This window comes from Echinicola vietnamensis DSM 17526 (genome assembly GCF_000325705.1).
Classification (GTDB): Bacteria; Bacteroidota; Bacteroidia; order Cytophagales; family Cyclobacteriaceae; genus Echinicola; species Echinicola vietnamensis.
Genome location: NC_019904.1, coordinates 3,208,815 through 3,220,520, shown reverse-complemented (window position 1 = coordinate 3,220,520; position 11,706 = coordinate 3,208,815). Strand labels below are relative to the sequence as shown.

Below are 11,706 nucleotides of genomic sequence, written 5' to 3'. Positions count from 1 at the left end.
ACACACGCTATACTCTTCCAATCCAGGATAAAATCCCTACCTCCAATCACCCCGTATCGCCTTACTTGACTTCCACCACATTTTCAAGGATATAGCAGCACCGGTAAATATCATCCTGATTCAGTCGGAGCTTTCCCTTCACCGTTACGTAATCGTCATTTTTAAACCTACCATGCCCTGCTTCACCCCATTCCAGTTCGATGATGGATTCCGGTCCTCCGCTGCCACAGAAAAAGCAAGACGAAAATGGATTTTCTGAAAGCACATAAAAATCTTCCTCTGGAGCGATGGGCAGCATAAAACCGGAAATCTCCACTACCTCCCCGTCAAGATCCTTCACCGACTGCCCAAATCGTGGAAAATAATAATAGGCATTTACCTCTCGACTATAGCGATCGGTAAAGGTCACATCCTTTAGCGATTCCCAAGTGATGGATTGCTGCTCGCTCCCAACTAGCGGCACCAACAAAATGATCATTAACCATTTAAGCATGAGCCAATGTTTTTGAAATGTTTAATCGGAACGCTTGCCAGGCAGGAATAATTGCCGCCATGATTCCGAGTGCTAAAACACCTAAGATGATCTTTACATCATTCCAGCTTACGTCAAAGGCGTTGATTCCGTAATGGTAACTCTCCTCCAAGGCATTCCCCATTACCATCATTCCGGCCCGCGCCAACACTATTCCTATTACTCCCCCGACAAAAGACAAGGTCGCCGCTTCCCCAATGACCAAAAAGGCCAATTGCCCGCGGGAAGCACCATAAGCCCGCATAAATGCCAATTCATATTTCCGCTCTTGCATGGTCGCCAGCAAGGTGATGAAAATACTCGCTCCCCCGATTAGCATAATGACGGCACTGACCACTTCCAAGGTATCCACCCCCACTCCCAGCAGGGTCATCAGTCGATTCATTTCGATGGCGGGAACTGCTGCTTGCAAATGATCTATTGCATTGACCTGACGCGGCAGCTGAATGACTCCCATAGGATTTCTGAACGTCACCAAGATGGAGGTAATTTCGTGCTCCTCCTCGTGGTGTTCTTCCTCATGATGGTCTTCCTCGTGATGTTCTCCCCCATGGTCCTTTTCATGGTGATGGTCCTCCTGATCATCATGATCATGCTCATCCGCAGCTGCTGATGATGGTGTCTCATGCGCATGGATGTTCCATACACTTTCTTGAGCGGTTAAGATTAAATTATCGGCTACTGTTTCGCTGTTTTCCAAAATCCCTACCACTTTGTAAGCATGGTCATCGTGGGCATGACCTCCTTCCTGTAAGCCATGGGATCCGGTAAATTCATCTCCTAGGCCAAGCCCCGTGCTACGGGCCACTGCCGCTCCCAAGACCACATCCATGGCCGCTTCCCACTGTTTTCCGTCTTGTAATGTCAACCCGTAAAAGGTCATAAATTCCTGTTCGGTGCCGACAATCCTGTTTCCTCGGTAGTTGTCACCAAAAGACAACGGAATCGCCTTATCCACTAGCCTGTTTTTCCGTAGCTTCTCCAGGGAAGAAAAAGGGATATTGCCTGTAGGAGCATCTATATGGAGCACCGAAGAAAGGATAAGCTGTATGGGACTGCCTTTGGCGCCTACCACCATGTCGATGCCTGTCGTATGCTGTGTAACCTTCTTACTGACCTGGTCTTCCACGTGGCCCATAAAATCAATCATTCCCACCCCCAGAATGAGGAGCAGAAGGCTAAGGCCTGACCACCACGGACGGGACAACAGGTTCTTTATACTTAATTTAAAGAGATTCATAGGGTAATCGCTTCTGAAATTTCGCCTTTTAGACGCTGGTCGTGTGTAATGATGATTAAATCAGCCTGATGGGCCAAGGCTTGGTCCTTGAGCAGTTTCACCACCGCATGACAGTTTTCATCATCCAAACTTGAGGTAGGTTCATCTGCCAGAATCAAGGAGGGCTTGTTGATCAATGCCATGGCGATAGCTGCTCGCTGTTGCTCGCCTTGGCTCATGGCATAAGGATTCCGTGTCAGGTGTTCACCTAATCCCAACTGTCCCAGCAAGGCCTTAATGGCTTGCGGTGAGGGTGATTTACCTGCCAAATACTGTATCAACTGAAGGTTTCCCATAAGGTCAAGTGACCGGATAAAATGATGCTGCTGAAAAACCATGCCTATATGCCGTCCTCTAAAACGATCCATTTGGGACGGCTTAAGTTGGCTCACCTCTCTTTCCCCGATACGTATGGATCCTTCTTGGGGCGATAAAAACCCGGCAATCAAATGTAGTAAGGTCGTTTTACCCACACCAGAGGGCCCCAAAATGAGTAAAGGAGCTTGGTCAATGGTAAAATTTGGAAATCGAAAGGTCTTTTGTTTGGAATAGGAAAACGCTACTCCCGATAAACTCACCATATATAATACTTTAGTTATAGCTGAGATTACAAACCTAATGGATAATATATTTTTATGCAACATTGTTGCATTAATATTTTTTACACTATATTTGCAAGATGCTTGCAATAAAAATCAACAAACCATGAAATCAATTTTAAAAGATAGCCCCTGGGATTTTTTAGGTATTTCTGCTTCGCTTTTATGTGGCATCCACTGTGCAGCGCTCCCATTTATTCTGGTAGTGACACCATTGGCCGGGCTCAAATTTCTAACTGACCCCTGGATAGAATATAGCGTTCTTATCGTCAGCCTGTTGCTTGCGCTGGGAGCATTGAGCCATGGATATAGAAAGCATCACCGCCGTCCCTTGCCCCTGGTAATAGCAGCATCAGGCTTTCTTGTGATCGGCATAGGTCACCTCATTCATGACCACCATGTGCATGAAATCAGCCATATAATCGTCAGTGTGGGAGCTTGTGGTGTCGCAGTTTCCCATTTCATCAACTGGAAATTTATTTACGGTCAATCATAATTATGAAAACAATACGTCGCAAACTCCCAGTCACTGTCCTCAGTGGCTTTTTGGGAGCGGGTAAAACCACCATTCTCAATCATGTCCTCCACAACCGGGAGGGGCTGAAAGTAGCCGTCATCGTGAACGACATGAGTGAAATCAATGTAGATGCCCAAGTAGTGGACAATCAAATCAAACTATCACGGACAGAAGAGAAACTCGTAGAAATGAGTAACGGTTGCATTTGTTGCACCCTCCGGGAAGACCTGATCGAAGAAGTGCAAAAATTGGCTATCCAAGGGAAGTTTGATTACCTCCTCATTGAAAGTACGGGCATTTCAGAACCGATCCCAGTGGCCCAAACCTTCACCTTTGAGACCGGAGAACCTTTATTGGACTTGGACAAGCTAACGCAGCTGGATACCATGGTCACCGTGGTGGATGCCTTGAACTTCTTAGAAGATTATACTTCTGCGGATAAGCTCGCTGATCGACAGCTGGAGGAAGGCCAAGAAGATGATCGCTCCATCGTCCACTTGTTGACAGATCAAGTGGAATTTGCAGATGTCATCATCCTGAACAAAATCGATTTGGTCACTCCATCCCAATTGGAATTGGTCAAAGCCCTGATCAAGAAACTTAATCCTGTGGCCAAGCTCATCGAAGCAACGCGTGGGAATATTTCGCCCAAGGAAATCATCAATACCGGCCTTTTTGATTTTGAAAAAGCTTCCCAATCTGCCGGCTGGATCCAAGAACTGAACAATCAACATACACCTGAAACCGAAGAATATGGCATTGGTTCGTTTGTCTTCAGAGAGAACAGGCCTTTCCATCCCCAGCGGTTTTGGGATTTTGTCACCCAAAACTGGCCATCAGAAGTGTTAAGGAGCAAAGGATTGTTTTGGATTGCCTCCAGACCAGATCAAGCTTTGCTCTGGAACCAAGCTGGAAAATCGGTACAAGCCGAACCCTATGGCAAATGGTGGGCTTCCATGCCCCAGGACGAGTGGCAAAACAATCCCTATTACTTAGAAATCAAGGAATCCCTGGACAAAAACTGGCATCCTGACTTTGGAGACCGGACAAATGAGTTGGTGATGATCGGTACAGCACTGGAACAAAACCGTATTCAACAGGCCCTTGAAAGCTGCCTATGTACCTATGATGAAGCCCTGACCTTATCCTCCGATTCCTTTAAGGATCCTTTTCCATAAGCCTGGGTGATTCTTTAAAAAAGTCATCACCGATCATGTCCACCTAGCCTAAGGTTGGTTAAACGGACTGATTGGGTTCCAAAAAAGAGGCTGTCTGAAATGTTCACGTCATGACATCGGAGACAGCCTCTTTTGACATTTCTGGGGTGATGAATCTGGCATTCAAAAAAAGCTAAATCCACGCTTTACCCGACACCCTAAAAACAGCCTATCAACTGATGGTATCGATATTGTTGCCCAAATTCCTATAATTGATGTGCTCATTCGGATCGGTACCATTGAGGTATTCTTCTACATTGGTATAGCCGTCTCCATCACTATCCAAAGCACCATCTTCACCGTTTTGGGGATCCAAGCCATGTTGCGTTTCCCATGCATCCGGCATACCATCCCCATCGCTGTCCACCGGAACTTCATGCTCCTCAAACGTAAGCGACGGATAACCTCCTACTTCTGAAATGTCTTTAATGATACCTGTTTCGGTCATGGTCTTGCCCGTGCGCACCATTTGGGTTACCCGTTTGTCTACGGCATCACGTTTTGGCAATGTCGCTCCCGCTTTCTCCAATACCGTTTCAAAGGCCTCATTGGCCGTCTGATGGGGAGCTACTGGCCATCCCACAAAAGGGGTATTGACCTTAGCAAGTGCTTCTGGCCCTCGCATTCCTTTCCAGTTGTCCTGACTTATGGCGGCATTTCCATCCATGACATTTCCCGCAACATACCATTTACCTGGCCTGTCGTCTGCTTGGGGATACCAGTCTCCCGCTGCCCAAGCGCTTCCCGGAGAATACATATGGCGGGACTCGACACGAGCAAAAACAGCCATCATATCCTCATTGGTAGCAGGTCCCGGCTTATAATAATTGTTGATGACATTGATTTGGGTAGTCTCGTCTCCCCCGTCCATGGTGCGGTGCTGCCAATTGAAGATTACGTTATTGCGGAAATCGAAATCCCCTGACATCCCAATGGAGGGATTTCTGGCCGTATTGCAGGCAAAGAGGTTGTGGTGAAAAGTAGATGGATTTCCACCCCAGGTACCGCCAAAAGCATGGCCTCGGGCATCCAAGGCTTCACTGCTGATGGTCCATTGGATGGTAATGTGTTTTGCAGGATCCTTTATCCTGGTTTCTCCGTCAAGCGAAGCCCTCATGTGCCGATAAAGACTAATGTTTTCATCCATGCCCCAGCTGGTCGAGCAGTGGTCGATGATAATATGATGCTCGGGATTCCCGCCGATATTATCGTCTCCTTGTCCACCCACAGGTACTCCCCTACGAACCCTCAGGTGTCGAACGATCACATTGTGGGTATTGATGTTAAGGGTTCCCTTCAAGCAGACCCCATCTCCGGGAGCAGACTGTCCTGCTATGGTAATATCGGGATGATCAATGTTAATGTCATCCGAAATTTCAATGGTTCCCGCTACGTTGAAAACCACTATCCGGGGCCCTTCTGCCTCAAGTGCTGCCCTCAAACTACCGGGTCCACGGTCTTGCAAATTGGTTACGGCCATGACTTTTCCACCCCGACCTCCGGTGGTAAACATTCCTCCTCCCCAGGCACCGGGAAAAGCAGGAATTACTCCCTCGGGCAAACGCGGAGGATGCGGCGGAATCTGTCCACCGGATGCTGACGGGACTGAAGACTTCCCTTCTTGTGCCCAGCCATTTAAAGAGGTACTAAAAAGTGCAATAATTAGTATGATGGCTAATTGGGTCAACTTATTCATGTTCATGGTACGTTGCAGTAAGTTATTTTTTCTTTTCACTAATTTTATTTCAGCTCAATAAAAGTAAAATACACCAATTCTACCGAAATGGACTGCTACTTTCCATCGGTGAACGATCTTATAATCGGCTTAAGAAGTGCTGCCACATTAAGAGCCTCCGCCCAATATTCATCCCACTCGTATTTTCCATTGTTTTTAGGAGCGTAAAGCCGCTTATTTAGGTATTGACTATCCTGAGATTCGAATTATTTTCGTATTATCAATGTTTTACATCAAAAGATAAAAGCTATGCGATTTCACACCAGAAAATGGATCAAACCAGAAGACCTAAATGCCAACAACTCATTGTTTGGAGGGCGGCTGCTGGCCTGGATTGATGAAGAGGCGGCACTTTATGCCATCATCCAACTTGAAAACCAACACGTGGTCACCAAATACATGTCCTCCATCAATTTTATGGCCTCTGCCCGTGTAAATGACATCATCGAAATTGGCATTGAGCCTGTCAAATTTGGCAAAACCTCCCTGACCTTGAAGTGCGAGGTCCGAAATAAAATGACCCGTGAAACCATCATCACCATTGATGAAATCATCATGGTAAACTTAGGAGAAGACGGCCAGCCTGTACCACATGGCAAACATCAAATTGAGTATGTTAAAGATAGGTTAAAAGAAAATCCTTCCTAAAAAACCAGGCTTGGCCTGACACCTTATGGCGTAAATTATACCTAGGCTAAAAACGTCTTTCCAGCATTGTTTCCCAAATAATGTTAGGGGCGAATTTGCGTAAAATGGCAATTAGCAATCAAAAGCCCCGCTACTTTCCCCTTTAGAACTACTGGAACAACTTCCTTGGCATAATTTTTACAGCTTTGGTTTTATCCTGTTCCACACCTGAACCAAAAGAACTGATTTTCTTGCCACTCCAGTCTTTCTTGCGCAATATTGGAACGGGCTATCAGAATTGGAAGCACCCCAATCGACTAAACATATTCAACCTTTAACCTTATGACCAAACACATCTTACGAACCTCTTTGGTACTCATAGGCCTACTTTTTTCTTTTAGCTGCAAATCCCAGCAAAAAGACCAAGGGGGTTTTGACCAGCAGGGATCCCAACTTGCCGACAGCCTCTATGCCTATGTAAAATACAAAGCGGGAACATATGCATTTACCAATGTCAGGATCATCGACGGCACAGGAGAACCTGTTAGAGAAGGGCAAACCCTGCTCATCGATAACGGCATAATCAAAGGTGTAGGAAACCATTCGGAAGTGGAAATTCCGATCGGTACGCAGACCATTGACCTAAGTGGAAAAACGATCATTCCCGGGTTGGTAGGCATGCACAATCACCTGCATATCCCCCAGTTTCCTTATGTGGGGGACATCGCAGCCAAGCTGTACCTGGCCTCGGGTGTGACGACCATCCAGACTTGCGGTGCTGCTTCTCCCGCACGTGAGCTGGAACTTTCCAGACAAATCGATCAAGGCCTAAAGATCGGTCCTTCGACCATAGCGAGTGGTCCCTTCATCACAGGGCCTGGCGGCAACCCCAACATGGTCATTCCAAAGAACGAAAAACATCTTCGCGACACGCTCCAATATTGGTTGGATCAAGGTGTCAAATGGTTCAAGGTTTACCGACATATCCGTCCCAAAGACCTGGAAACTACCATCGATATGGCCCATATCCACCAAGCCTACGTAAGGGGGCACTTGTGCTCTGTCACCTTTGGCGAGGCCGCCAAAATGGGGATTGATGGAATCGAGCATGGCCTGAACAGTGCCAGTGACTTTCGTACCGACAAGGATCCTGGGACATGTAATGGCGGAAGAGAATACATGGACAGCTTGGCCATCGATCATGAAGAAGTCAAAAACCTTCAACAACTGATGATCGATAACCGTGTATTCCTAACTTCCACACTCGCCATCTATGAAGCCAGTGTCCCGTCCAGGGCATTTGCTGATGAGCGAACTCAAAAAGCCATGTCACCCTATCTGCTTGACCGCTACCTTCAAGCCAGAGAACGATTTGACCAATCACCGCCCGATGCCACACGCTATAAAAGGCTCCAACGTATCATGGCTTTTGAATACCAATATACCAAAATGGGAGGCTTGCTGTGCAGCGGTGTAGATGCTGGACGCCATGTCCTTCCCGGTTTTGGTGACCAGCGCAACTTTTTACTCTTGCTAGAAGCTGGATTCTCTCCCGAAGAGGTCATTCAAATCATGACTGGAAATGGTACCAAAGCGCTTGGAAGGGATGATATTGGTACGATTCAAGTACACACGAGGGCTGATTTTGTGATATTGGATGGAAACCTTGTGGCCGATCCATCCATTATCCGAGAAGTAGAAACCGTCTTCAAAGCGGGAATCGGGTTTGATCCGCGTAAAATACTGGAAGGGACAGCCGGTAAATTCGGCATAGAATAACCCTCACCCCCACCCCAGATGATCACAGGGTCGAAGAACACAGACGACAAGGAGAATCCCAAAACCATAGCATTCACTGCCTCCACCTCAATTTATAAACCGGCCATATCCTTTCGGATTTGATCATATTGGTGCTATTTGTTTGTTTAAAGTAAAATCTAGTTATTATTGGTAGAATAATTGCTTTATAAGCATTAAGAATACGACCCAACAACCCGATTAATATAAGGATCATGTCTACTTCCACCACTAAACCCAGTATGCCAGAAAATATTATTTTTGACCAATCTCCTTTTCCCATGTGGATTTATGACCTGGAGACCTATCAATTTCTGGCTGTAAACAATGAGGCGGTGGTTCATTATGGTTATTCCAAGAGCGAGTTTTTGGACATGACCATTCGGGAGATAAGGCCCAAGGAAGACATAGCCCTGTTGGAACGTGCAGTTGCTGCTGTCCGTGAAGGAAACAAATTGTTTAAGGACAATCTCTTCCGGCACAAACTCAAAAATGGAACAATCATCCAAGTTAAGATCAAGAGCAACCCCATAGAATATCATGGTAGACGTGCTGAAATCGTCACGGCCATAGACTTGACGGAAAGCCACCTTCAGCAAAAGCACATTGAACGGCAAAAAAACCACCTATCGGCCATTCGGGACATCCAAGAAATACTGCTTAAATCAAAGCAATGGCCAAGCGCCCTAAAAACATGTTTGGAAAAAGTTGGGAAACTATTAAAGGCTGACCGTTTATTTTTCTCCAAATGGGATGAAAAAACTCTGCCCTCCGTCCCCTTTATCAGTTGGACCTCCCAGAGTAGCGACGAGCCCCCAGTAGACTCGGTTTCGTCTCTGCTTTTCCACTTTCCTCCATGTAGGGCGCATTTGGAAACGGGCAAATCATTTAAATTCAACACTACACATCTTTGCGACCCCGATCTTCGGTCGACACTAGTCGGCCTGAAGATCAAATCGATGGTTTTGGTTCCCATCATGATGCGCCAAAAACCTGTCGGAGTAATAGCAATGGAGGACCATGCCCACGAAAAAAATTGGGAAGAAATGGAAATCCAACTCTTGGAGAGGCTTTCCGGTAATCTTTCCTACGCCATCAAAGAAGCCATTTCTTACCAAAAATTGAAGGAAAGTGAGGTCAGGTTCCGATCATTGGTACAAAACGGCACCGACCTGATCGCCCTTCTTGATGATCATGGAAATTATAAATACGTCGCTCCCACCAGCACCCGTGTGTTAGGGATCCCTCCTGAATCATTCCTTGGCAAAAACGCCTTTGAATTTATCCATCCGGATGATACCCCAAAGGTTATGAAAAAGTTGAAGGAAATAAGTCAAAAAAGTCATGTTACCGTGCCTCCTTATCGGTTTACGGATGTAAAAGGCAACTACGTCTGGCTACACACAGAATTGTCCAACCACCTAAATGATCCCTCCATTCACGGTGTCATTGCGAACACACAGGTCGTGACTGATGAAATGGAAAAGCGCAAAACAAGTGATTTGGCAGCTGCTATGGCAAATGCCTTAGGACAATCCAGCACACTTTCCAAAGGAATGTCGCGTGCAATAGCAAAAATCAACCAGCTCACGGGGACCGACTGTGGGGAATTTTGGTTGGTATCCAAAGACGGTCTTCAACTTAACCTCATGGCAAAACACCATTCAGCTGCCCCATTTGCCAAGCTTTATAAAAAAGGAGATATGGACACCCTTGCGAAGGGGCAAGGACTACCGGGCAAATGCTGGTCGAGCAATTCTATTGAGATTTGGGAAGAGCTTGCCCATGAACCGTTGTTTATCCGAAAGAAAAGATTTTCACAAACATCTCTTAAGTCTGCATTCGCCATACCTGTTAGGCACAATGACCATTTTCTTGGGGTGTTTCTTGGTTTTTCAACCGAAGATATATTGGTGCTAAACAGTGATATAAGAATAGTGAAAGCAGTTTTTGACCCTACAGGGGCTATCGTTAGACAAAAATTAATAGAAGAAGAATTCAGAAATTTTTTCGACCTATCGCCCGGACCATTATGTATTATTGGGTATGATGGGTACATTAAAAAACACAACCGGGCACTCGAAAAACTGTTGGGATACCATAAAAAGGAACTACTCCATTATCCCCTCCTCGATCTAATCTACACCAAGGACGGGGGACTATCCCTTAAGCGTATGAATGCCTTTTTAGAGGGAAAAACCCAGCTCCCACAGGAAACCAAATTCCTTACAAAAACGGGGAAAGTCAAATCCCTTATTTGGAAGGGAAGGCAACTTCCCGAATCAAAGATCATTATTGCCGTTGCAAAGGATATTACCGATCAAAAGCAAGCTCAAAATAACTTAAAGGAAGCCTACACCAAGTTAAAAACCGCCCAAAAGATAGGAAAAATGGGCTATTGGAGCAGAGATATCAATTCGGACATATCCGAATGGAGTGAAGAAACATATAAAATCTACGGATATAGCCAGAAGGAGTTTGTGCCGACCATGGATAACCTTCTCAAGACATTTCATCCTGATGACCAGTATCTGCTCGAGCATGATCCCATTAAAAGTCTAAAGCCCGGTAAAGTAAACCGTTTCCAGCACCGTATTATCAATGGAAAAGGTAAAACCAAATGGGTACAGCAGGAAATCAAGTTGGTAACAAACAAAGAAGGCACTCCTACCCGACTGGAAGGAACCATTCGAGACATTACGGATCAAAAAGAACACGAACAAAAGCTATCCATCAGTAACAACCGATTTAAACTGGCCATGAAGGTCAGTAATGAAATGATTTGGGAACTGGACTTTTCTACTGGAACCATCACCCGGGGGACGAGGATGGGAAAAGAAGTAGGCTACAAGGGCTCAGAGTCCTTTACAAAAGGTAATTCCTGGTTTCAGAAAATCCATCCAGAGGACGCAGAAAGCGTCTGGAAGTCCTTGCAGCAATCACTAAGCAATAAGACCGCAAAATCATGGAAAAAGGAATATAGGTTGCTATTATCGGACAATCGGATTTCCTATGTGGTGGACAGGTGTCTTATTTTGAGAAACGACACCGGCAAGCCGGTACGTGCCGTGGGCTCCGTACTGGATGTTACCTCCTCAAGAAAGCACTTAAAAAAGATCACCCAACAAAACAATCACTTAAAGGAAATAGCATGGTTGCAATCCCACCAGATCAGGGCCCCACTTTCCAGAATCATGGGACTGGTATCCATGTACAGGGAGGTTGATGACGATGATATTCCTTTAGCCCAAATTTTGGATTGGATTGAAAATTCCTGTAAGGAACTTGATAAGGTAGTTCACGAAATTACTGCTAGAACCATTGATGAAGGCATCCCAATAGTTCCTGATGATCCCAATAGAACGATTTAACAAAATCTTTTTAAATGGATACTGATCCTTAT

General features: G+C 45.7%; 9 protein-coding genes. 5 read left to right on the top strand and 4 right to left on the bottom strand.

All coding sequences use genetic code 11. The features are described 5' to 3' along the window. Positions 1–61: 61 nt before the first annotated feature. Genes ECHVI_RS13200 through ECHVI_RS13190 form a run of 3 tightly spaced genes read right to left on the bottom strand, consistent with a single transcriptional unit; the run spans position 62 to position 2,392 of the window. Positions 62–493, bottom strand: coding sequence for a DUF3299 domain-containing protein (locus tag ECHVI_RS13200; RefSeq protein ID WP_157501414.1), 432 nt, complete (start codon positions 491–493; stop codon positions 62–64). Continuing rightward, on the bottom strand, positions 486–1,772 hold the full coding sequence (locus tag ECHVI_RS13195) for an ABC transporter permease (RefSeq protein WP_015266498.1): 1,287 nt from the start codon (positions 1,770–1,772) through the stop codon (positions 486–488). The genes ECHVI_RS13200 and ECHVI_RS13195 overlap by 8 nt, the downstream gene beginning before the upstream one ends. After that, the gene (locus tag ECHVI_RS13190) at positions 1,769–2,392 is read right to left on the bottom strand and encodes an ABC transporter ATP-binding protein (RefSeq protein WP_041738645.1); all 624 of its coding nucleotides are present in this window, start codon (positions 2,390–2,392) and stop codon (positions 1,769–1,771) included. The genes ECHVI_RS13195 and ECHVI_RS13190 overlap by 4 nt, the downstream gene beginning before the upstream one ends. A gap of 124 nt (positions 2,393–2,516) precedes the next feature. Between ECHVI_RS13190 and ECHVI_RS13185 the strand changes: the two genes are divergently transcribed. Beyond that, on the top strand, positions 2,517–2,906 hold the full coding sequence (locus tag ECHVI_RS13185) for a MerC domain-containing protein (RefSeq protein WP_015266496.1): 390 nt from the start codon (positions 2,517–2,519) through the stop codon (positions 2,904–2,906). A 2-nt stretch (positions 2,907–2,908) separates the two neighbouring features. Continuing rightward, the gene (locus tag ECHVI_RS13180; RefSeq protein WP_015266495.1) at positions 2,909–4,105 is read left to right on the top strand and encodes a GTP-binding protein; all 1,197 of its coding nucleotides are present in this window, start codon (positions 2,909–2,911) and stop codon (positions 4,103–4,105) included. A 211-nt stretch (positions 4,106–4,316) separates the two neighbouring features. On the opposite strand, the gene ECHVI_RS13175 is transcribed toward ECHVI_RS13180, so the two are convergent. Continuing rightward, positions 4,317–5,846, bottom strand: coding sequence for a pectate lyase family protein (locus tag ECHVI_RS13175; RefSeq protein ID WP_015266494.1), 1,530 nt, complete (start codon positions 5,844–5,846; stop codon positions 4,317–4,319). Positions 5,847–6,128: 282 nt separating this feature from the next. On the opposite strand from ECHVI_RS13175, the gene ECHVI_RS13170 reads away from it, so the two are divergent. The 3 genes from ECHVI_RS13170 (at position 6,129) to ECHVI_RS13155 (ending at position 11,674) form a co-directional block, all read left to right on the top strand. After that, the gene (locus tag ECHVI_RS13170; protein ID WP_015266493.1) at positions 6,129–6,527 is read left to right on the top strand and encodes an acyl-CoA thioesterase; all 399 of its coding nucleotides are present in this window, start codon (positions 6,129–6,131) and stop codon (positions 6,525–6,527) included. 321 nt (positions 6,528–6,848) lie between these two features. Beyond that, on the top strand, positions 6,849–8,285 hold the full coding sequence (locus ECHVI_RS13165) for an amidohydrolase family protein (protein ID WP_015266492.1): 1,437 nt from the start codon (positions 6,849–6,851) through the stop codon (positions 8,283–8,285). Between the two features lie 260 nt (positions 8,286–8,545). Further along, the gene (locus ECHVI_RS13155; RefSeq protein ID WP_015266491.1) at positions 8,546–11,674 is read left to right on the top strand and encodes a PAS domain S-box protein; all 3,129 of its coding nucleotides are present in this window, start codon (positions 8,546–8,548) and stop codon (positions 11,672–11,674) included. Positions 11,675–11,706 lie beyond the last annotated feature (32 nt).